Origin of the sequence: Priestia sp. FSL W8-0001, from assembly GCF_038050335.1 — a bacterium.
GTDB classification, from domain to species: domain Bacteria; phylum Bacillota; class Bacilli; order Bacillales; family Bacillaceae_H; genus Priestia; species Priestia flexa.
In genome coordinates this window covers 2,795,708-2,818,081 of record NZ_JBBPAL010000001.1, presented here as the reverse complement: position 1 = coordinate 2,818,081, position 22,374 = coordinate 2,795,708, and the positions used below count along the sequence as shown (strand labels likewise).

Here is a 22,374-nt window from a genome sequence, read left to right as displayed (position 1 = left end):
ATGGTATAATAATAAATGAGTATGTTGCAGCCGAGTAATGGCTGCTTTTTTGTTCAGTTTATATGAATAAGAAAATCAACATAGGAAGACGTTGATTGGAGTGAGAACATGGCAAAGAAAAAGCGAAGAGGAAAATTTAAGAAAGAAGAATGGAAACGTATTGTCCGATTTGAACTCATAGGCTTATTATTATTAGCTATTACATTAATTGCGATGGCAGGGCTTGGTGCGGTTGGCCAGGCGCTTGTGCTGCTTGTTCGCCTTTTTATTGGTGAGTGGTACATGCTTATGCTAATCGGCTTGCTTGTGCTGGCAGGCTATATTATTTGGAAAAGGGCACTGCCACCGTTTATAACAAGACAACTAGTTGGTACATATTTAATTATTTTAGCAATTTTATTATTTAGTCACGTCACGCTATTTGAAAACCTTTCTAAGAATGGTACTTTTACTGATCCTTCAGTCATTTTAAATACATGGGATTTATACATGCTAGAAGCAACTGGGGAAGTAAATCGCAGTGATTTAGGTGGAGGAATGGTTGGAGCCGTTATGTTTGCGATGTTCTATTATTTATTTGACAGTTTAGGAACTGAGCTCATTGCTTCCCTCTTAATTGTGATTGGCGTGTTATTAATTACGGGACGTTCTTTACACGAAACGCTTCGAAAGGTATTAACGCCAATTGTCCGCTTTTTAGTCACGGAATTAAAAGAGGGTTGGGAAGATATTACAAATTGGGCTTCTAAAAAGAAGCAAAGATCTAAAGGGAAGAAAAAGCGTAAACTAACTGTGGAAGAAGAGGAGGAGAGTGATGAACAGGAAGTAGAAGCACCTGTCATTGCAAAGCAGCCTCCAATTATTGAGCACTTTGATTATGAAGAAGAAGCTGATTCACTTCCAGCGTCTGTTCAGGCTCAGCCAGACCCTCAGCCACAGCCAACAGTTAAGCCTGTTCAACCAGTGGAAAAGAAAGAAAGCCCAGCTCAACAAGAAGAAAAGGCGCCTGTTATTTCATTTGTGGAAGCTGAAAACATGGAATATGAACTTCCACCTATCCGATTGTTAACAATGCCGAAGAAAAGTAATCAAGCAAAAGAGAAGAAGAATATTTATAAAAATGCTGAAAAACTAGAAAAAACGTTTCAAAGCTTTGGTGTAAAAGCCACGGTTGCCAAGGTTCACTTAGGACCTGCTGTTACCAAATATGAAGTATATCCGGATGTTGGGGTGAAAGTAAGTAAAATCGTAAATTTAAGCGATGACTTAGCTTTAGCTCTTGCTGCGAAAGATATTCGAATTGAAGCGCCTATTCCAGGTAAATCAGCAGTAGGTATTGAAGTCCCTAATGAAGAGGTAGCAATGGTTTCGCTTCGTGAAGTCTTGGAATCCAAAGACAAAATGGATCCTGATAAAAAGCTGCTAGTGGGGCTGGGAAGAGATATATCTGGCGACGCTGTCTTAGCGGAATTAAATAAAATGCCTCATATGCTTGTTGCCGGAGCGACAGGAAGCGGTAAAAGTGTTTGTATTAACGGAATTATCATTAGTATTTTAATGAGAACGAAGCCCCATGAAGTCAAGCTCATGATGATTGACCCTAAAATGGTGGAACTTAATATGTATAATGGTATTCCACATCTACTGGCACCCGTTGTTACTGATCCAAAGAAAGCATCTCAAGCTTTAAAGAAAGTCGTAAGCGAAATGGAGCGCCGCTATGAGCTCTTTTCACACAGTGGTACAAGAAACATTGAAGGCTATAATGATCTTGTGAAGCGCCACAATGATGACTCGGATGCTAAGCAACCGACACTACCTTACATTGTTGTTATTGTCGATGAGTTAGCTGACTTAATGATGGTTGCTTCATCAGACGTTGAAGATTCGATTACTCGTTTAGCACAGATGGCGCGTGCAGCAGGAATTCATTTAATTATTGCAACACAAAGGCCGTCTGTTGACGTTATTACAGGGGTTATTAAAGCGAATATTCCGTCTCGAATTGCGTTTAGCGTATCCTCTCAAACCGATTCTCGTACCATTTTAGATATGGGAGGAGCCGAGAAGCTGTTAGGCCGTGGAGATATGCTGTTTATGCCGGTCGGAGCTTCTAAGCCAGTACGTGTACAGGGAGCATTTCTATCTGATGAAGAAGTTGAAGAAGTGGTTGATTTCGTTATTGCTCAGCAAAAAGCGCAATACCAGGAAGAAATGATTCCAACAGACGCGCCAGAACAAGTGGAAGAAGTAGCGGATGAATTGTATGATGAGGCAGTTCAGCTTGTAGCAGAAATGCAAACAGCATCTGTTTCAATGCTACAAAGGCGCTTTAGAATTGGGTATAATCGCGCAGCTCGCCTGATTGATGCAATGGAAGAACGTGGAGTTGTCGGACCTTATGAAGGTAGTAAACCTCGAGCAGTACTTGTTTCACAACAAAACGAAGATGTTGGAACATAATTAAATGGTTAGAGAAGACGTAGAGCATATGCCCTACGTCTTTTTTTGTCATAAATGCTGTTATTTTTTTATAAAAAGGTATTATAAAAAAATGTGTTATCATATTTTGTTAGGTAAAATACGAATGTTATTTTTTAAAATTAATTATTTGTTTGTCTTTAATAAATAAATATTGAAATATGGGGTTGTTAGACATGCTTACATGCAACAAATAGAAAAAATCAATATTTTTTAAAAAATATTAAAATTTTTTACATAAAATTAATATAACCTATTTATTTATGTCGAAAAAAATGATATATTATTTTCGATTAAAGAGTCAAACATCAGAGGTCTGATGACTAGTTTAGGGTATGGAGGAAGTGTGATGTCTATTCGAGCGGATAATCGACATTTGTATTTACAAGTGATTGATAACATTAAACAAAACATTGAACGAGGAGTTTTTAAAGAAAAAGAGAGACTTCCATCAGAGTTTGATTTGTCAAAACAGTTAGGCGTAAGCAGAGCGACGCTGCGTGAAGCACTTCGCATATTAGAAGAAGAAAACGTCATTGTCAGAAGACATGGAGTAGGTACGTTTGTTAATGCTAAGCCAACGTTTCTTTCAGGCATTGAGCAATTAAATAGTATAACACATATGATTGAACAAGCTGGAATGAAGCCGGGTACCATTTTCTTATCATCAAATGTGCAAGTGGCTTCAGAAAATGACATAGAGCGTTTTGGCTGTCAAATCGATGAAAAAATGCTTTTTGTTGAGCGTGTGAGAACTGCAAATAATGAGCCGGTTGTATACTGCATGGACAAAGTTCCACAAGCAATACTACCTGAAGATTTTGAATATAAGCAAGAGTCTTTATTAGAAATTCTTGAAAAACAGGCTGGCAAACATATTTCATATGCAGTAGCTCATATTGAGCCGATCGGGTACCATGAAAAAGTTTCTCCCATTTTACAATGTAGTCCAGAGACAGCGCTTCTTGTACTGCGACAAATGCATTATGACCAATATGATGAACCAATTTTACATTCCATTAACTATTTCAAAGCAGATAAATTTAGTTTCCAAGTATTAAGAAAAAGAGTTTAATAGGTTTTAAGTTTTCGCAATTTTAGTAATGATTGTGCGCTGATTCTTTTAAGGAGGTGTTCAATACCAAGCGCGACGAACGTGAAGTAGAACTACGATTCTTTTACACTATTTGGGGGGTTAATAAAATGACAAAACGTAAATATGGAATGGCTTTATCACTTATGTTAGCAGCAGGTACATTATTAAGTGCCTGTGGATCTAGTGACTCAGAAAGCGGAAGCGGTGAAAAAGCGGCTTCTGATTTTAAAGTAGGGATGGTTACAGATACTGGTGGAGTTGATGACAAATCATTTAACCAATCAGCATGGGAAGGTCTTACAAAATTCGGGAAAGAAAATAAATTAGAAGAAGGTACAGGTTATAAATATCTGCAATCGGCTGAAGCTGCTGAATACCAAAGTAACTTATCAACGTTTGCTGAAGCAGGCTATAACCTTACGTACGGTATCGGTTTCTTACTGAAAGAGGACATTAAAAAAGTAGCTGGTCAATATCCAGAATCACATTTTGCACTAGTTGATGACACGTTAAAGTCAGAAAACTTAGACAACGTTGCAAGCATTCTATTTAACGAAGAGCAAGGCTCATTCTTAGTAGGTGTAGTTGCAGCTAAACAAACAGCAACCAATAAAATCGGCTTTGTTGGTGGAGTAGAATCTCCGTTAATTAAAAAGTTTGAAAATGGCTTTAAAGCAGGTGTTAAAGCTGTAAACCCAGACGCTGAGGTAGTTGTTCAGTACGCGGAAGACTTCAACGCTCCAGAAAAAGGTTCAGCGATTGCATCAACAATGTATAGTCAAGGTGCTGACATTGTATATCACGCAGCAGGTGGTACTGGTAACGGAGTATTCACTGAAGCGAAAAACCGTGCGAAAAAAGGTGAAAAGGTTTGGGTAATTGGCGTAGACCGTGACCAACACCAAGAAGGTATGCCAGAAAACGTAACGCTAACATCGATGGTAAAACGTGTGGATATTGCGGTTGAAGAAGTAGCAAAACAAGCAAAAGACGGAAAATTCCCTGGTGGAGAAGAAGTAGTGTTTGGACTTCAAGAAGATGCGGTTGGTATTGCTCCAACTATGGATAATGTCACAGACGAGTCAAAAACCGCGGTTGAAGAGTACAAGCAAAAAATCTTAGATGGCGAAATTAAAGTACCAGCAACAGATGATGCATATAAAGAATTTGAGAAAACTCTTAAATAATTCTTCATATCACAACAGGATAGATATGAAAAAAGGCTAGTGAACCACTAGCCTTTTTCATAGCCTTTAAGATGATAAGAAAAAGTAATAGACTTTACTCTAGATACAAATAGGGAGTGAACATAGTGGAATATGTAATTGAAATGCTAAATATTCGTAAAGAGTTTCCGGGTATCGTAGCGAATGATAACATTACACTCCAAGTGAAAAAAGGAGAAATCCATGCTTTACTAGGTGAAAATGGTGCAGGGAAATCAACGCTGATGAACGTTCTTTTTGGGCTTTATCAACCTGAAAAAGGTGAAATAAAGGTCAAAGGAAAAGCTGTTAAAATTACGAATCCAAATATTGCAAATGACCTAGGAATTGGAATGGTTCACCAGCACTTTATGCTTGTGCAAAATTTCACGGTTACTGAAAATATTATCCTCGGAAATGAGCCTACAAAAGCAGGAAAGATTAACATTGCAAAAGCTGCTAAAGAGATTGAGGCATTATCAAATCAATACGGGCTTTCTGTTGATCCATATGCAAAAATTGAGGATATTTCAGTTGGTATGCAGCAGCGTGTCGAAATTTTAAAAACCTTATATCGCGGTGCAGAAATCTTAATCTTTGATGAGCCGACAGCGGCTCTTACACCTCAAGAAATCACAGAATTAATTGAAATTATGAAGCGTTTAATTAAAGAAGGAAAATCCATTATTTTAATTACTCATAAATTAAAAGAAATTATGGCAGTTTGTGACCGCTGTACGATTATTCGCAAAGGTGTAGGGATTGGAACAGTGACGGTTTCTGAGACCAATCCAGATGAATTGGCGTCCTTAATGGTTGGACGTGAAGTGCATTTTAAAACAGAAAAGAAAACAGCAGAACCAAAAGATGCTGTGTTAACAATAGATGGCTTAGTCGTGGAAGATGCCCGCGGAGTAGCAGCTGTTAATGATCTATCGCTAACTGTCAAGGCGGGTGAAATTGTAGGAATTGCAGGAGTAGATGGTAATGGGCAAACAGAACTAATTGAAGCCCTCACAGGTCTTACAAAAATCAAATCAGGTTTTATTAAGCTAAATGAAAGTGACCTCACAAAGCTATCAGCACGTAAAATTACTGAATCAGGTGTAGGACATATTCCACAAGACCGCCATAAGCACGGCCTTGTTTTGGACTACACAATTGGTGAAAATATCGCACTTCAAACGTATTACAAAGAACCAATGTCTAAAAGAGGTATTTTGAACTATAAAGAGATTTATAGAAAAGCGAAAGAACTCATTGCAGAATATGATGTTCGCACACCGAGTGAGTATACGCAAGCTCGAGCCCTTTCTGGAGGTAACCAGCAAAAAGCCATTATCGCTCGTGAAGTAGACCGCAGTCCGGAGTTATTAATTGCAGCTCAGCCGACACGCGGATTGGATGTGGGAGCAATTGAGTTTATTCATCGTAAATTAATCGAAGAGCGTGATAAAGGAAGAGCGGTTCTTCTTGTATCTTTAGAACTGGATGAAGTTATGAATTTAAGTGATCGTATAGCTGTTATCTACGAAGGTAAAATCGTTGATATTGTGAATCCAAACGAGACGAATGAGCAGGAGCTTGGGTTATTAATGGCAGGCGGAAAGCGCGAGAAAGCAGGTGAAACATCATGAAATGGCTAAGAAATGAGCGAACCATTCATATTCTAATTCCAGTTATCTCGGCAATTTTAGGGTTACTTGCTGGTGCAATTATCATGGTTCTTGGAGGCTATGATGCGGTAAAAGGGTATGATTCTTTATTTAACGGTATGTTGGGTAGTCCAAAAGCTATAGGTGAAACGATTCGTGCAATGACGCCTCTTGCTTTAGCTGGTATTGCCGTGGCGTTTGCCTATAAGACAGGCTTATTTAATATTGGGGTAGAAGGTCAGCTACTCGTTGGCTGGTTAGCAGCGGTTTGGGTAGGCTACGCTTTTGAACTTCCGTCTGTTATTCATATACCACTCGCAATCCTTGCAGCAGGTGTTGCTGGTGCATTGTGGGCCTTTATTCCTGGGTTTTTAAAAGCACGCTTTCATGTTCATGAGGTTATTGTCTCTATTATGATGAACTATATTGCACTGTATACAACCAGCAGTATCATTCGTGAGTTTTTATATGCAGGAAATGAAAAATCGTACAACATCCATGAGTCAGCTTCATTGGCATCTTCATTTTTAGCTGAAGCAACGAACAATTCTCGTTTACACTATGGGATTATTGTCGCATTTTTAGCAGCTTTTGTAATGTGGTTTCTATTGAACAAAACGTCAAAAGGCTTTGAACTTCGGGCCGTTGGGTTTAATCAGCAGGCTTCTAAATATGCAGGGATGAATGTATCTCGCAACATCATCCTTTCCATGTCAGTATCCGGTGCGTTTGCAGGATTAGCCGGTGCAATGGAAGGCCTTGGTACATTCCAATATATGAATACTTTTACGTCATTTACTGGAACAGGGTTCGACGGAATTGCTGTTGCTCTTTTAGGAGCCAATAGTGCAATTGGTATCTTACTTGCTTCTTTCCTATTTGGAGGGTTACAAACAGCAGCACCACAAATGAACTTTATGGCGGGAGTGCCGTCGGAATTAATTGAGATTGTTATCGCTCTTATCATTTTCTTCGTGGCGTCCAGTTACCTTATTCGTTGGATTATTGGTCGTTTAAGTAAAGGAGGAGCACAATGAGTTTCTTAGACGTTTTAATTATAATTATTCCAGCTGCGCTGTACTCTGCGGCACCGCTTATTTTTACAGCATTAGGTGGAGTGTTCAGTGAGAAGTCTGGCGTTGTAAATATTGGTCTTGAAGGTCTTATGATGTTTGGTGCATTTACGGGAATTGTTTCAACACTACTTCTTCAAGACTCATTGGGTGCATGGGCACCTTGGGTTTCAATTTTAATTGCAGCAGGGGCTTGTGCAATCTTTTCACTTATTCATGCCGTAGCAAGTATTACGCTTAAAGCAGATCAAGTAGTCAGCGGAGTTGCGCTCAACTTCTTAGCTGGAGGTTTATCTATCTTTTTAATCAAGAAAATCTTTGGAAAAGGACAAACGGATTTTATTCAATTCCGTATTGATAAAACAAGCATTCCTGTTCTATCTGATATCCCGGTTATTGGTAAGCTATTTTTCTCTAATGTTCCAGTGACGTCATACTTAGCAATTTTGTTAGCCTTTGTTGTATGGTATATCATTTACAAAACGCCGTTTGGGCTGCGTCTTCGTTCTGTAGGTGAACATCCGATGGCTGCAGATACAATGGGAATTAAAGTTATCAGAATGAGATATGTAGGCGTTATGCTATCTGGTGTGTTAGCAGGTATCGGTGGTGCTGTATATGCAACATCAATCGCCACAAATTTTTCAGCAGGTACCATTTCTGGACAGGGCTTCTTAGCGCTTGCTGCCATGATTTTTGGAAAATGGCATCCAATTGGTGCGATGGGAGCGGCTCTCTTCTTTGGCTTAGCACAATCCCTAAGTATTACAGGAGCACAGATTCCAGTTATTCAAGACATTCCAACTGTTATTTTAACAATTGCTCCTTACGTCTTAACAATTTTGGCGCTAGCTGGATTTGTCGGTCGAGCAGAGGCACCGAAAGCACTTGGTACGCCTTATGAAAAAGGTAAAAGATAATAGAATGGTTTTCTGAGGCTAGGACATACGTATTTCAGTTAATGATTTATCCGAACTATCGCGAGTTAACTCCTTTCGATAGTTTGGATATTTTTTGTTAGTGCGGAAAACAATTAAAAAACTAGTGAAATGAAGCGTAGGACACGCGACTGCTGCGGGAGATAAAGGAAGAGCTGAGACCCAGCAGCGCAGCAAAGAGGCTGGGATTCCGCCCCATGGAAAGCGAGTGTCTGCAACGCAATGGAACGAACTTGTTTTTAAAAACTAACTATTGTAGAAAAATCATGATTCGTTTTTGAGAAGAGGTCATTTAGTTATGTTCCAGCCTCTCTTAGTTCAGATGTAGTTTGTGGAAAAAGGAAAGTGTTTCTGTCACAGTGAATGTACAAATACAAGGTGAACTGTTAATTGGAAATATAATTTATTTTGCACCTATGCAAAAAAGCTAAATTGCTTATCTTATTTAGTCTTTATTCAAGAAGGACTTATACGAAAGTTGTTTCCTTGAAAATCTTTCCTCTAATTGGATATAGTGAAGGTAAGACTAAAAACGGCAAAATAAACTAAAAATAAAGGTATTGTGTTGTTTTTAGCAAACTTACTATTAATAAGGAGGTATCTCTATGAAATTATTGACTGAACAAAAGCACGAACTGAATGGCTTAACGCTGCATACAATTCCAACTACAAAGTATAAAACCAATACGTTTATTTTAAAATTAAATGCTCCATTGAATGAAAAAACGGTGACGATGCGAGCTCTTTTACCTTATGTATTACAAAGTGCTACAGAATCTTTTCCAACGACAACACAGCTGCGTACATATTTAGATGAACTCTATGGTGCAACTTTGCAGGTGGATTTGACGAAAAAAGGTGATAACCACGATATAACCATTCGAATTGATATAGCGAACGAAAAATATTTAAAAGATTCAACTCCTCTTCTTCAAAAAGCACTCACGCTGCTTGGTGAAATTCTCTTGAAGCCGGCAACGGAGGAGGGAGCTTTCTTAAATGATGCAATGGAAAAAGAAAAGCGCTCTCTGCGTCAACGTATTCAAGCAGTCTTTGACGATAAAATGCGCTATGCAAATCTTCGCTTAGTTGAAGAGATGTGTAAGGAAGAGCCGTACTCTCTACATGTTAATGGTCGAATTGATGATATTGAGTCGATTACAGCAGCTACGCTTTATGAGTATTATCAACATGTATTAAAAGAAGACGCCATTCATCTCTATGTCATTGGCGATTTTCATGAACAAGAAGTAAAAACCACGGTTGAGCAAGCGTTTGATTTGCCGCAGCGTCAACCAAAAGAAATCAAACGTTCAATTACGAAAAAAGAAATTACCGATGTAAATGAAGTCGTAGAAAAACAAGAGGTAAAGCAAGGGAAGTTAAACATTGGCTACCGTACAAACGTTGTATACGGAGATCGTCAGTACTTTGCTCTTCAAGTGTTTAACGGTATATTTGGCGGCTTTTCTCATTCAAAGTTGTTCATCAATGTCCGTGAAAAAGCAAGCTTAGCTTACTATGCTGCATCGCGAGTTGAAAGTCATAAAGGTCTTCTGATGGTTATGTCAGGAATCGATGCGAAAAACTATGATCAGGCTGTAACCATTATTAAAGAACAAATGGAAGAAATGAAAAATGGATCGTTTACCGATAGCGAAATCGCTCAAACAAAAGCAGTTATTCATAATCAACTGTTAGAAACGGTGGATACACCACGAGGGCTGGTTGAAGTTATGTACCATAATGAATTAACAGGGAAAAGTATTTCCGTTGATGAATACCTCAAACAAATTGATGCAGTATCAAAACAAGAAATTGTGAAAGTAGCTGAGAATATTCAGATGGATACAGTGTATTTCTTAACAGGAAAAGGCGGTGAAAACAATGGAGAAAATTGAATTTTCCCAGCTGAAAGAGCAGCTTTATCATGAAAAAATGGACAATGGATTAGAAGTTTATATTTTACCAAAGCCTGAATTTAACAAGACGTTTGCGACGTTTACCACAAAATATGGTTCCGTTGACAATCAGTTTGTTCCGCTTGGGGAAGATAAAATGATTAAAGTTCCTGATGGGATTGCGCATTTTCTAGAGCATAAGCTGTTTGAAAAAGAAGATGGTGATGTATTCCAACAATTTAGCAAGCAGGGGGCATCTGCCAATGCATTTACATCATTTACGCGAACAGCATATTTATTTAGCTGTACGTCTAACTTTGAACAAAATTTAGAGACGCTTGTAGACTTTGTTCAAGAACCGTATTTCTCTGAAAAGACAGTCGAGAAAGAAAAAGGAATTATTGGACAAGAGATTACGATGTATGATGATAATCCGGACTGGCGCTTGTACTTTGGAACAATTCAAAACATGTATAAAAATCATCCTGTGAAAATTGATATTGCTGGTACCATCGAGTCCATTTCTCATATTACAAAGGATTTGCTTTATACGTGCTACGAAACGTTTTATCATCCGAGTAATATGTTATTATTTGTGGTAGGGCCCGTTGATGCAGAAAAGGTAATGACTCAAATTCGTGAAAATCAAGCTAAAAAAGATTATGAAGATATGCCTGAAATTACTCGTCATTTTGATAAAGAACCAGAAACAGTAGCGGAACAAAAGCAGGTATTAAATATGCCCGTTCAAGCCTCTAAAGCAATGGTTGGTTTAAAAACAAGAAAGCCTGAACGTTCGGGGCAAGATATGCTTCGACATGAGCTTGCGATGAACATTGTACTTGACCTTGCGTTTGGAAAAAGCTCTTCTTACTATGAGGAACTTTATAAAAATGGACTGATTGATGAGACATTCTCATACGACTATACTGAAGAAAATGGCTTTGGTTTTGCGTTAATTGGTGGAGATACAGAAAATCCGGAAAAATTTTATGCTCGCATTAAAGAAATTTTGCTTGAAGTGAAATCCAACGGTTTGCAAGAAGAAGAATTAGAACGAGTAAGAAAGAAAAAAATTGGAGAATTTTTGCGAGCTTTAAATTCTCCAGAGTTTATTGCCAATCAGTTTACTCGCTATGCGTTTAACGATATGAATTTATTTGATGTTGTAGATACGCTTGAGAAACTGACAGTTGCAGATGTGAAGCACGTAATGGATGATATGATCCATGAGGAGAGCTTTACTGTATGTGAGGTTGTGCCAAAATAAGTGATAAGATAGTATATGAAAAGCTGACGTTGAGTCAGCTTTTTTAATGGATAATATAAGGAGAATCAACATGGAGAAATATGCGCTAATTACAGGAGCAAGTGGCGGAATTGGCAGTGCTATTGCGGAGAAAATGGTAAAGGAAGGGTATGGGGTAGTTCTGCATTATCACCAAAACGAAGCTTCAGTTAACGAAATTGCTAGCCGACTTCGCTTCTACACAAACAATATTATCGTTGTGCAAGGAGATTTATCTTCAAAAGATGGCGTCGATCGGTTTTTAGCTACTCTTTCTGTTCCGATAGACGTACTTATTTATAATAGCGGTCAAAGTTTATCAGGATTAATGACCGATGTTTCAGATAACCAAATTGAAGAGATGGTTTATTTAAGCGTAACGGCTCTTTATCGAATCACCAAGTTTGTTCTTCCTAAAATGATTCAGAAGAAAAATGGGAATATTATCGTTGTCTCATCTATTTGGGGATTAGAAGGAGCTTCTTATGAAGTGTTGTATTCAATGGTGAAAGGCGCTCAGAATACTTTTGTCAAAGCATTGGCCAAAGAGGTTGCGTTAAGTGGAATTCGAGTAAATGGGATTGCACCAGGAGCTATTTTAACAAATATGTTAGCCGATTATACAGAAGAAGATGTTGAAATGATGGAGCAAGAAATTCCCATGGGACGGATTGGGAAGCCGTCAGAAATTGCAGATGTTGTGGCTTATCTAACATCTAATCAGTCTTCTTATATGACAGGGCAAATTTTATCAGTAGATGGCGGTTGGCATACATAATAACGCGAATAAAAAAGAGGAAGGTGTACAAACTATGATATGAATAAACCTTAAGGAGGGCTACTCATGTCAGTATTAGACAATTGGGGTAACTGGAAAAACTTTTTAGGCGATCGCTTACATCATGCTCAAAACGAGGGTATGAACAACGAAGTAATCAATGACTTAGCATATCAAATTGGTGGCTACTTAGCGAACCAAGTTGACGCAAAAAACGAACAAGAAAAAGTATTAGCAGATTTATGGAGCGTTGCTTCAAAAGAAGAGCAACATGCAATTGCTAATATGATGGTGAAGCTTGTTCAAAACAATGGTTCTGCTCATTAATATAACCATGTTAATGAAATGAACAAAAGAAGGAGTCGGCTCAAGTTTTTTGAGAAACGACTCTTTTTTATTTATAAATAAGTCAATGATAAGCAAAGATAAAAACTACAGCGCTTACAATAAGAACATTTACATAAGAAATAGGTTTTACACTTTATAATTTAATGAAAATCATTTATATTTAAATTATGTGAAAAAAGGGGAAAGATAACAGCGGGTACCATTTCATAGGCTCGCATTTTTTACATATCTAATAACAGCTTCTCCGAGTAGTGTTTGAGGTGATTTATTAATCGTTCTTCAAGCATTTTTGTGCTGTGAATGAGCGTTTTAATATGTTCATTCTATTATTGGATTAGGTTTAGACGGAACAAATGGGATGAGGAGGGGTTTCGTGAATAAAATTGAGTGGTACTTAGAATATCAAATACAGAAAAATCGACCTGGTTTATTGGGAGACATTTCGTCTCTTTTAGGAATGTTGGCAATTAATATTGTTACAATTAATGGGGTAGATGACAAAAGGCGTGGTTTATTACTAAGGTGTGATTCCCATGAGCAAATTGAGCGGCTTGAATCTATATTAAAAACAATGGATAATATTGTTGTGACAAAGATGCGTCCTCCCAAGCTACGAGATCGTTTAGCTGTTCGTCACGGTCGTTACATTCAACGAGATGCTGATGATAAAAAGACATTTCGATTTGTACGAGATGAACTTGGACTGCTAGTGGACTTTATGGCAGAGCTTTTTAAGCAAGATGGTCATAAGTTAATTGGTATCAGGGGAATGCCTCGTGTAGGTAAAACAGAGTCGATTGTTGCTGCTAGTGTTTGTGCGAATAAGCGATGGTTATTTGTATCATCAACGCTTTTAAAACAAACGATTCGCAGTCAGCTAATTGAAGATGAGTATAATTCTAATAACATCTTTATCATTGACGGTATTGTATCAACAAGAAGGGCGAATGAGAAACACTGGCAGCTCGTTCGTGAAATTATGAATGTGCCTGCGACAAAGATTGTTGAGCATCCCGATGTATTTGTACAAAATAGTGAATATACGCTGGATGACTTTGCATATATCATTGAATTACGAAATGATCCAGATGAAGAGATTACATATGAAGTCATTGAAGGATCGCAAATGTTTCCAAACGGTGGATTATCCATGTTTGATTTTTAGCATAATTGGTAGGTGTTAATATTGACAGAGTTAGGGCAAAGGTTAAGACAAGAGCGAGAAAATAAAGGGATGTCGCTAGAGGATTTACAAAAAAACACAAAAATTCAAAAGCGCTATTTGATTGGTATTGAAGAAGGCAACTATGATGTAATGCCAGGGAAATTTTATGTGCGAGCGTTTATCAAACAGTATTGTGAAGCTGTAGGATTGAATCCTGATGACATTTTTGATCAGTACAAAACGGATATTCCAACGACTCAAACCGATGATATTCCACAGCCGTTATCTCGTGTTCGCAGTCGAAAAGAAATCCCCCAAAATACGAAAGCGTCAAAAGCAGCAGATTATTTACCGACGATTTTAGTAGTTGCTGGTGTGCTGGTAGTCGGAATTATCATTTGGGTGATTGCTCAAAATATTGTATCCGGGCGTCAAGAAGATCAGGCTGCAAATACTGAACAAACGAATAACGAAGTACAACAATCTGAAGAGCAGCAAGCATCTAATGAAGACCAAGCTGCTAAAGAAGCGGCAGAAAAAGAAGCAACAGAAAAAGAAAAGGCAGACAAAGAAAAAGCTGCTAAAGAAGATGAAGAGAAAAAAGATGAAGAAAAAGAAGAAACAAAGCAAGCTTATAAAGAAGTTCAAAAGTCAGGCCGCAATGGAACATATGAGCTATCTGGAACAGATGAGTTTAAGCTAGAAGTGTCGTCTACTCAAGCTGATACATGGTTAGATGTAAAAAATGGTAAGGGCAATTCATTTTATAATGCCATGTTAAAAAATGGTGAGACAAAAGAATTTGACTTCACGAAAGAAAGTGAAGTTCGAGTGAATATTGGATTCTCACCAGGGGTACAATTGAAAATTAATGGACAAGATGTTTCTTTACCGTTTGATGCAAATCAACAGGTTAGACAAGTTGTAACGATTAAATATGAGCAGGAAAAAGCTCAATAAGTAGCTTAGCAGTATCAAAAATGGTTAAGTCGTGCCGACAACAGTTTGCACGGCTTACGTTTTTGTATGTAATTGGAGGAAACAATAGTGAATTTACCAAATAAGATTACAATCTCTCGAATTTTTTTAATCCCGCTTTTTTTAATTTTAATGATGGCACCGTTACCTTTTGGTGAAGTTAGCGCTGCTGGAATGGACGTGCCAATCGCTCATTTATTAGGGGCAGCGTTATTTATTATTGCGTCTACAACAGACTGGATCGACGGGTACTACGCTCGTAAGTATAATATGGTTACAAACCTTGGGAAATTTTTAGATCCGCTAGCAGATAAGCTATTGGTTTCAGCAGCTTTGATTGCTATTGTAGACTTAGACTTAATTGCCGGTGCAGGTTGGGCTGCAATTATTATTATTAGCCGCGAATTTGGAGTAACAGGCTTACGTTTAGTTCTTGCTGGAGAAGGTGAAGTCGTTGCTGCAAATATGCTAGGTAAAATTAAAACGTGGACACAAATTATTGCTATTTCAGCTATTTTACTTTATAACTTACCCTTTGAATTTGTGTCATTTCCATTTGCAGCAATTGCCCTATGGATTTCTGTTGTATTTACAGTAATTTCTGGATGGGATTACTTTGCGAAAAACAAGCAAGCATTTGTTAATTCAAAATAATGGGGATGATTTCATGAACGCGGAAATTATTGGAGTAGGTTCAGAGCTTTTGCTAGGCCAAATTGCCAATACAAACGCGCAATACCTATCTAAAAAGTTTGCAGAGCTTGGTATTAACGTATATTATCATACGGTAGTTGGCGATAATGAAAGCCGATTGAAAGAAGCAATTTTGACCGCCAAAAAACGTGCGGATTTGATTGTGTTTACAGGTGGGCTTGGGCCAACCAAAGATGACCTTACAAAAGAAACAATTGCTTCAGAACTAGGTGTCTCACTTGTAACAGATCAGCAAGCGCTTGAAAGTATCGAAGCGTATTTCGAAAAAACGAATCGGACAATGACGCCTAATAATAGGAAGCAAGCAATTGTACTTGAAGGTGCAACAATACTGCCAAACGATTATGGAATGGCACCAGGAATGGGCATTACGGTGCGTGGTATTCACTACATGTTATTTCCTGGTCCACCAAAGGAACTTTACCCTATGTATGAATCGTATGGACAAGCATATTTAGCAGAAAAGCTAGATATGAAAGAGCAAATTGAATCTCGCGTTTTACGTTTCTTTGGAATTGGAGAGTCTCAGTTAGAAACAGATATTGAGGATTTATTAGATGCACAAACAAACCCAACCATTGCGCCGTTAGCTGCTGATGGAGAAGTAACGCTTCGCTTAACGGCTAAGCATGGAGATGTGGTTGAGGCTCATCGAATGCTTGATGAAGTAGAAAAGCAGATTATGAGCCGTGTAGGAGAGTTTTTCTACGGATACGATATGACATCTCTACAGGCTGAACTCATTGCTACAATGCGAGAGCAAGAAGTGACCGTTGCTTCAGCTGAAAGTTTAACTGGCGGATTGTTTAGTGGGACGCTAACGAGCATTCCTGGAGCTGGAGATGTTGTAAAAGGTAGCATTGTTGCTTATCACACTGAGGTAAAGCACAATGTGCTACATGTAGCAAAAGAAACCCTAGAGCAAGACGGGGCAGTTAGCGAGAGATGCGCAGAAGAAATGGCTGTTGGTGTGAAAAAGCTGACAGGCTCTGATGTTGGTATTAGCTTTACAGGCGTCGCTGGTCCGTCTAAGCAAGAAGGTAAAGAAGTTGGTACAGTTTACATTGGTATAGCTTTTAAAAATGAAAAAACACGCGTGTATTCGCTAAAGCTTACAGGCAGTCGTGATGGTATCCGTAAACGCACTGTGAATTATGGAATTTATTATCTTTTACAACTATTGAAACAGTAATATATTGAAGCGGTGTAGTCCCTCCTTGTGTAAATAAGGAGGGACTTTTCCTTCATAAAATAGTTATTTTTTTAAAATATAGTCTTGGCTGTTAAAATAAAAAAATCGAACATTTATTCGCTTTTTTGCTTGTCAAATGACTCAAAAGCGAGTATAGTTATGTATAGAAAGTTAATTAAAACGTCATTGCTACTACAACGTAGTAATCTTAAATTATAAAACAAAGCAAGCAAGTATAGAGGAGGAAATCGAGTGAACGATCGTCAAGCAGCCCTTGATATGGCTCTAAAACAAATTGAAAAGCAATTCGGTAAAGGTTCAATTATGAAATTAGGAGAACAAACGGAACGTAAAATTTCAACTGTGTCTAGTGGTTCTCTAGCGTTAGATGTTGCGCTTGGTGTAGGTGGGTATCCACGCGGACGTATTATTGAAGTTTATGGTCCAGAAAGCTCTGGTAAAACAACAGTTGCGCTTCATGCAATTGCAGAAGTACAGCAGCAGGGTGGACAAGCAGCGTTTATCGATGCTGAGCATGCGTTAGACCCGGTGTATGCACAAAAGTTGGGTGTCGATATTGACGAGCTTCTTTTATCACAGCCTGATACAGGTGAACAAGCACTTGAAATTGCTGAAGCGTTAGTTCGTAGTGGAGCAGTTGACATTCTGGTTATTGACTCTGTTGCAGCCCTTGTGCCTAAGGCTGAAATTGAAGGTGAAATGGGAGATTCTCACGTTGGTTTACAAGCTCGTTTAATGTCTCAAGCACTTCGTAAGCTATCAGGTGCTATTAATAAGTCGAAAACAATTGCTGTTTTCATTAACCAAATTCGTGAAAAAGTTGGCGTTATGTTTGGTAACCCTGAAACAACGCCAGGTGGACGTGCGCTTAAGTTCTATTCTTCAGTGCGCCTTGAAGTTCGTCGTGCTGAGCAGTTGAAGCAAGGTAACGATATTGTAGGAAACAAGACAAGAATTAAAGTTGTCAAAAACAAAGTAGCACCACCATTCCGCGCAGCTGAAGTGGATATTATGTACGGAGAAGGAATCTCAAAAGAAGGAGAAATTTTAGATATTGCTTCTGATTTAGATATCGTACAAAAAAGTGGAGCTTGGTATTCTTATAACGAAGAACGTTTAGGTCAAGGCCGTGAGAATGCGAAGCAGTTCCTAAAAGAAAATGTTGATATTCGTCAAGAAATTGCTGGCCAAGTTCGTGAATATCATGGATTAGACGAAGCGGCAGAGCAAATGCCTGAAGACGATGCTCAAGATGAATTGAAAATTTAATAACACTTCTTTTGCTTAAAAAAGACTCTTTTTTAAAAAAGGGTCTTTTTTTGAAAAAAATGTTAATCATAGTGATAGCAGGGGCAAGGATTTTCGTGACATAGCATTTTCATAGGCTTGACAATAAAAATGGACAGACTTACAATTAAGATGTATATTTTCCCTTTTTAAAACATTTTAGCGTTTAAAAGCCTTTGTGTGTATATTGAAAGGTGAAGGCGATATACATGCCGACATGAAATTAAAAACTTACAAGTTTATAGCAAGGGGAGGTGAAATGATGGATATAATTACAATCATCTTCGCTTTGCTTGGCCTAATCGTCGGTGCAGTTGTTGGCTTTTTTGTTTGTAAATCGATTGCTGAAGCTAAGGTTGCGGGAGCAAAGTCAAACGCAGAACAAATTATCGATGATGCAACCCGTGAGGCGGAAGCTTTGAAAAAGGAAGCTTTATTAGAAGCGAAAGATGAAATCCATCAGCTTCGTACAGAGGCAGAACTAGATATTCGTGATCGTCGAGCAGAACTTCAAAAACAAGAAAATCGATTAATGCAAAAAGAGGAAAATCTTGATCGAAAAGACGAGTCACTTGATAAACGTGAAGCGGCACTTGAAAAGAAAGATAATTCTCTTACCGTTAAACAACAGCATATTGAAGAGATGGAAAGCAAAGTTGAAGAATTAGTCAAGGCTGGTCAAGCGGAATTAGAACGCATTTCAGGCTTAACGAGAGACGATGCACGAGCGATTATTTTAGATCGTGTTGAAAATGAACTTTCCCATGATGTTGCGATGATGGTGAAAGAAACAGAAAATCGTGCCAAAGAAGAAGCCGATAAAAAGGCTAAAGAAATTCTTTCGCTTGCGATTCAACGTTGTGCAGCGGATCACGTAGCTGAAACAACGGTTTCAGTTGTTAACTTACCAAACGATGAGATGAAAGGTCGAATCATTGGTCGAGAAGGTCGAAACATTCGTACATTAGAAACATTAACAGGTATTGATCTTATTATTGATGATACACCAGAAGCAGTTATTTTATCAGGTTTTGACCCTATCCGCCGTGAAACGGCACGTATCGCCTTGGACAAACTTGTTCAGGATGGACGTATTCACCCAGCTCGAATTGAAGAGATGGTTGAAAAATCTCGTCGTGAAGTAGATGAGTATATTCGTGAGGTTGGTGAACAAACAACGTTTGAAGTTGGAGTTCATGGCTTGCATCCAGACTTAATGAAGATATTGGGCCGTTTGAAATTCAGAACGAGCTATGGTCAAAACGTCTTAAAACATTCGATGGAAGTTGCTCATTTAGCTGGATTGATGGCTTCTGAACTTGGTGAAGACGCTACGCTTGCGAAGCGTGCAGGTTTACTTCACGATATTGGAAAAGCAATCGACCACGAGGTAGAAGGAAGCCACGTTGAAATTGGCGTTGAGCTAGCTACGAAATATAAAGAGCATCCTGTTGTTATTAACGCAATTGCTTCACATCATGGTGACACGGAACCGACGTCAATTATTGCTGTTCTAGTTGCTGCGGCCGATGCTTTATCAGCTGCAAGACCGGGTGCTAGAAGTGAAACGTTAGAAAACTACATTCGTCGCTTAGAAAAGCTTGAAGAAATCTCTGAGTCTTATGAGGGTGTTGAAAAATCATTTGCTATTCAAGCAGGACGTGAAGTCCGCATTATGGTTAAACCAGATACGATTGGTGATTTAGAAGCGCATCGCTTAGCGCGCGATATTCGCAAACGCATAGAAGATGAACTAGATTATCCTGGTCATATTAAGGTAACAGTAATTCGAGAAACACGAGCTGTTGAATACGCGAAATAAGTAAAATAAAGTGGCTATTGCCACTTTATTTTTTTGAGTCAGAAATAAGGAGCTAAAAGATGAGAATTTTATTTGTTGGAGACGTTGTTGGTTCTCCAGGTCGAGATATGGTAGAAGAATATTTACCACGCTTAAAAAGAAAATACGCCCCAGGCTTAACGATTGTAAATGGTGAAAATGCGGCGTCTGGAAAAGGAATTACAGAAAAAATTTATCGAGCATTTTTACAAGCTGGTGCAAACGTAGTAACGCTTGGTAACCACGCATGGGATAAGCGTGAAATTTTTGATTTTATTGATGATGCTAAGAACTTAGTGCGTCCAGCTAATTTCCCAGAGGGAACGCCAGGAAAAGGAATTACATATGTAACCTACAATCAATATGAAGTAGCTGTTATTAACTTACAAGGGCGAACGTTTATGGCCCCTCTTGATTGCCCGTTTAAAAAGATTGATGAGTTGATTGCACAAGCAAAGCAACGTACGCCAATTATTTTTATTGATTTTCATGCTGAAACGACAAGTGAGAAGCAGGCAATTGGCTGGTATGTAGATGGTCGCGTAAGTGCTGTAGTGGGTACTCATACTCATGTTCAAACAGCTGATAATCGTATCTTGCCGCAAGGTACTGCGTATATTTCAGATGTGGGAATGACAGGTCCTTACGATGGTATCTTAGGTATGGAGCGAGAAGCAGTGATGAAGCGCTTTTTAACATCGCTTCCGGTTCGCTTTGAAGTTCCTAAGGAAGGCCGAACGCAGCTGAGTGGAGTTATTATTGACCTTGATGAAAAAACAGGTCAAGCTAAAAAAATTGACCGAATTTTAATTAATGACGATCATCCTTTTTTTGAATAAGTGAGATGAAAGAGCGGTATGTTTCTTTGGAGACATACCGCTTTTTTTGTCGTTTTACTGAGCGAAAAAGAACAGAGATTAGCGAATCTGTACAAATGACAAGTTTTTGAACAATTAGAGAAAACAAGCAGGAATACGTTTACTATTTCGTGAATATAGTATCATTGAAATCAATTAAGTCATTGGTCTAATGATCTCTCATCATACATTGTAAAGAATAAGGAGGAGTTAGATATGGAAATTTTAAAGGTTTCGGCGAAGTCTAACCCGAATTCAGTTGCTGGTGCTTTAGCAGGAGTATTGCGCGAACGCGGTGCAGCTGAAATTCAGGCGATTGGCGCTGGTGCACTAAATCAGGCAGTAAAAGCAGTAGCGATAGCTCGAGGTTTTGTAGCACCAAGCGGTGTCGACTTAATCTGTATTCCTGCTTTTACCGATATTCAAATTGACGGGGAAGAGCGGACAGCGATTAAACTCATTGTTGAACCTCGTTAATCATAAAATGGACGGGACCTGCTAGGTATGACCTAGCAGGTCTTTTTTGCAGATAATAGATTGAAAGGAGTAGGGAAAATGATTTTCGATGCGCATTGTGATGTATTAGCCAAGCTATGGTGGAATCAGCATCTATCTGTACAGGATAGCCCAAACCTTCATACAACAATTGATGGAATGAAGCAAGTGGGTGGTAAAGTACAGGTATTTGCTATCTTTGTACCAGAAGCTGTTCAAGCCGAGCAGCAGTTTGACGTAGCTCTTGAAATGGTACACCTCTTTAAAAAACATATTATTAGTCTTCCGAATGTGAAATGGATTCAATCACAGGAAGATGTTTTGCGCTTAGGTAAGAGTGAAATAGGCGCAATGTTGAGCTTAGAGGGATGTGATGCCATCGGCGTTCATCTCGTCCGTTTACAGACGTTATTTGCTTTAGGGGTTAGGTCAGTAGGCCTGACATGGAACTATGCGAACGCGGCGTGTGATGGTATTCTAGAACCACGTGGAGCCGGCTTGTCTAGCTTTGGTAAAGAAATTGTAAGGGAAAATAATCATTATAAAGTCTGGACAGATGTTTCTCACTTATCAGTGCGAGGTTTTTGGGATGTAATAGAAGAATCAGATTTCGTAGTTGCGACTCATTCAAACGTGTATTCCTTATGTTCCAACCCGAGGAATTTACGCGATGACCAAATTGATGCGTTATTGAAAAAAAAGAGCGTTATTGGTATTACCTTTGTCCCACAGTTTCTAACGGATAAAAAAGAAGCAACCGTGGATGATGTGTTAAGACATCTTGATTATATATGTAGCAGAGGAGGAGAGTATTCAGTTGGATTTGGCTCAGACTTTGATGGTATTGATCAAACGGTAGTAGGGCTGGGTAAGTTTAAAGATTATCACAATTTAATTAATCAACTACATAAGCGTTATTCCGCGGACCAAGTGCATCGTTTTTTATTTTCAAATTTTGTGCAACGATTACCATAATGAACCTAGTAAATACTCTGAAAATATAAATCTGTGAATTATGTGGAAAGGGTTGCATTTTAGTACATGTGGGAATAGAATTGTAGA

General features: G+C 38.5%; 19 protein-coding genes. All 19 read left to right on the top strand.

The window, feature by feature from the left end; all coding sequences use genetic code 11:
• The first annotated feature begins 108 nt into the window (after nt 1–108).
• The 19 genes from MKZ18_RS14960 to MKZ18_RS14870 all read left to right on the top strand — a co-directional run bounded on the left by MKZ18_RS14960 (nt 109) and on the right by MKZ18_RS14870 (nt 22,287).
• Nucleotides 109–2,463: an FtsK/SpoIIIE family DNA translocase gene (locus tag MKZ18_RS14960; protein ID WP_100346938.1), complete on the top strand. Its 2,355-nt coding sequence runs from the start codon at nt 109–111 to the stop codon at nt 2,461–2,463.
• 367 nt (nt 2,464–2,830) lie between these two features.
• On the top strand, nt 2,831–3,556 hold the full coding sequence (locus MKZ18_RS14955) for a GntR family transcriptional regulator (protein ID WP_144593591.1): 726 nt from the start codon (nt 2,831–2,833) through the stop codon (nt 3,554–3,556).
• Nucleotides 3,557–3,684: 128 nt separating this feature from the next.
• Entirely contained in the window at nt 3,685–4,764 is a 1,080-nt protein-coding gene (locus MKZ18_RS14950) for a BMP family lipoprotein (RefSeq protein WP_100346939.1), read from the top strand.
• Between the two features lie 125 nt (nt 4,765–4,889).
• Nucleotides 4,890–6,419 carry an ABC transporter ATP-binding protein gene (locus MKZ18_RS14945; RefSeq protein WP_341344570.1) on the top strand — a complete coding sequence of 510 codons (1,530 nt, stop codon included), beginning with the start codon at nt 4,890–4,892 and terminating at the stop codon, nt 6,417–6,419.
• On the top strand, nt 6,413–7,474 hold the full coding sequence (locus MKZ18_RS14940; RefSeq protein WP_082802735.1) for an ABC transporter permease: 1,062 nt from the start codon (nt 6,413–6,415) through the stop codon (nt 7,472–7,474). Before MKZ18_RS14945 ends, MKZ18_RS14940 begins: the two co-directional genes overlap by 7 nt.
• Nucleotides 7,471–8,430: an ABC transporter permease gene (locus tag MKZ18_RS14935; RefSeq protein WP_061785724.1), complete on the top strand. Its 960-nt coding sequence runs from the start codon at nt 7,471–7,473 to the stop codon at nt 8,428–8,430. Before MKZ18_RS14940 ends, MKZ18_RS14935 begins: the two co-directional genes overlap by 4 nt.
• Before the next feature lie 623 nt (nt 8,431–9,053).
• Nucleotides 9,054–10,349, top strand: a complete 1,296-nt coding sequence (gene yfmF / locus MKZ18_RS14930; RefSeq protein ID WP_025908589.1) for an EF-P 5-aminopentanol modification-associated protein YfmF — start codon at nt 9,054–9,056, stop codon at nt 10,347–10,349.
• A complete protein-coding gene (gene yfmH, locus MKZ18_RS14925; RefSeq protein ID WP_025908590.1) occupies nt 10,336–11,619 on the top strand; it encodes an EF-P 5-aminopentanol modification-associated protein YfmH in 1,284 nt (427 codons plus the stop codon). The genes yfmF and yfmH overlap by 14 nt, the downstream gene beginning before the upstream one ends.
• A gap of 70 nt (nt 11,620–11,689) precedes the next feature.
• A complete protein-coding gene (gene ymfI, locus MKZ18_RS14920) occupies nt 11,690–12,415 on the top strand; it encodes an elongation factor P 5-aminopentanone reductase (RefSeq protein ID WP_078989381.1) in 726 nt (241 codons plus the stop codon).
• Between the two features lie 66 nt (nt 12,416–12,481).
• Complete coding sequence (locus MKZ18_RS14915; protein ID WP_119542597.1) at nt 12,482–12,742, top strand: DUF3243 domain-containing protein; 261 nt, start codon at nt 12,482–12,484, stop codon at nt 12,740–12,742.
• A 394-nt stretch (nt 12,743–13,136) separates the two neighbouring features.
• The gene (locus tag MKZ18_RS14910) at nt 13,137–13,928 is read left to right on the top strand and encodes a DUF3388 domain-containing protein (RefSeq protein WP_035320247.1); all 792 of its coding nucleotides are present in this window, start codon (nt 13,137–13,139) and stop codon (nt 13,926–13,928) included.
• Between the two features lie 12 nt (nt 13,929–13,940).
• Nucleotides 13,941–14,888, top strand: a complete 948-nt coding sequence (locus tag MKZ18_RS14905) for a helix-turn-helix domain-containing protein (RefSeq protein WP_234561751.1) — start codon at nt 13,941–13,943, stop codon at nt 14,886–14,888.
• 87 nt (nt 14,889–14,975) lie between these two features.
• Complete coding sequence (pgsA, locus tag MKZ18_RS14900; protein WP_025908595.1) at nt 14,976–15,560, top strand: CDP-diacylglycerol--glycerol-3-phosphate 3-phosphatidyltransferase; 585 nt, start codon at nt 14,976–14,978, stop codon at nt 15,558–15,560.
• A 13-nt stretch (nt 15,561–15,573) separates the two neighbouring features.
• The gene (locus MKZ18_RS14895; RefSeq protein ID WP_061785730.1) at nt 15,574–16,812 is read left to right on the top strand and encodes a competence/damage-inducible protein A; all 1,239 of its coding nucleotides are present in this window, start codon (nt 15,574–15,576) and stop codon (nt 16,810–16,812) included.
• A gap of 252 nt (nt 16,813–17,064) precedes the next feature.
• Entirely contained in the window at nt 17,065–18,102 is a 1,038-nt protein-coding gene (gene recA / locus MKZ18_RS14890; protein WP_025908597.1) for a recombinase RecA, read from the top strand.
• A 280-nt stretch (nt 18,103–18,382) separates the two neighbouring features.
• Nucleotides 18,383–19,942: a ribonuclease Y gene (gene rny, locus MKZ18_RS14885; protein WP_025908598.1), complete on the top strand. Its 1,560-nt coding sequence runs from the start codon at nt 18,383–18,385 to the stop codon at nt 19,940–19,942.
• Nucleotides 19,943–20,001: 59 nt separating this feature from the next.
• A complete protein-coding gene (locus tag MKZ18_RS14880; protein WP_025908599.1) occupies nt 20,002–20,799 on the top strand; it encodes a TIGR00282 family metallophosphoesterase in 798 nt (265 codons plus the stop codon).
• A 234-nt stretch (nt 20,800–21,033) separates the two neighbouring features.
• On the top strand, nt 21,034–21,294 hold the full coding sequence (gene spoVS / locus MKZ18_RS14875; RefSeq protein WP_003181955.1) for a stage V sporulation protein SpoVS: 261 nt from the start codon (nt 21,034–21,036) through the stop codon (nt 21,292–21,294).
• Between the two features lie 78 nt (nt 21,295–21,372).
• Nucleotides 21,373–22,287, top strand: coding sequence for a dipeptidase (locus MKZ18_RS14870; protein WP_061785728.1), 915 nt, complete (start codon nt 21,373–21,375; stop codon nt 22,285–22,287).
• Nucleotides 22,288–22,374 lie beyond the last annotated feature (87 nt).

Bases quoted from the DNA above. Each gene is read 5' to 3' on its own strand.
- MKZ18_RS14960 (WP_100346938.1), top strand. From the start codon at position 109: ATGGCAAAGAAAAAGCGAAGAGGAAAATTTAAGAAAGAAGAATGGAAA.
- MKZ18_RS14955 (WP_144593591.1), top strand. From the start codon at position 2,831: ATGTCTATTCGAGCGGATAATCGACATTTGTATTTACAAGTGATTGAT.
- MKZ18_RS14950 (WP_100346939.1), top strand. From the start codon at position 3,685: ATGACAAAACGTAAATATGGAATGGCTTTATCACTTATGTTAGCAGCA.
- MKZ18_RS14935 (WP_061785724.1), top strand. From the start codon at position 7,471: ATGAGTTTCTTAGACGTTTTAATTATAATTATTCCAGCTGCGCTGTAC.
- yfmF (WP_025908589.1), top strand. From the start codon at position 9,054: ATGAAATTATTGACTGAACAAAAGCACGAACTGAATGGCTTAACGCTG.
- yfmH (WP_025908590.1), top strand. From the start codon at position 10,336: ATGGAGAAAATTGAATTTTCCCAGCTGAAAGAGCAGCTTTATCATGAA.
- ymfI (WP_078989381.1), top strand. From the start codon at position 11,690: ATGGAGAAATATGCGCTAATTACAGGAGCAAGTGGCGGAATTGGCAGT.
- MKZ18_RS14915 (WP_119542597.1), top strand. From the start codon at position 12,482: ATGTCAGTATTAGACAATTGGGGTAACTGGAAAAACTTTTTAGGCGAT.
- MKZ18_RS14895 (WP_061785730.1), top strand. From the start codon at position 15,574: ATGAACGCGGAAATTATTGGAGTAGGTTCAGAGCTTTTGCTAGGCCAA.
- rny (WP_025908598.1), top strand. From the start codon at position 18,383: ATGGATATAATTACAATCATCTTCGCTTTGCTTGGCCTAATCGTCGGT.
- MKZ18_RS14880 (WP_025908599.1), top strand. From the start codon at position 20,002: ATGAGAATTTTATTTGTTGGAGACGTTGTTGGTTCTCCAGGTCGAGAT.
- spoVS (WP_003181955.1), top strand. From the start codon at position 21,034: ATGGAAATTTTAAAGGTTTCGGCGAAGTCTAACCCGAATTCAGTTGCT.
- MKZ18_RS14870 (WP_061785728.1), top strand. From the start codon at position 21,373: ATGATTTTCGATGCGCATTGTGATGTATTAGCCAAGCTATGGTGGAAT.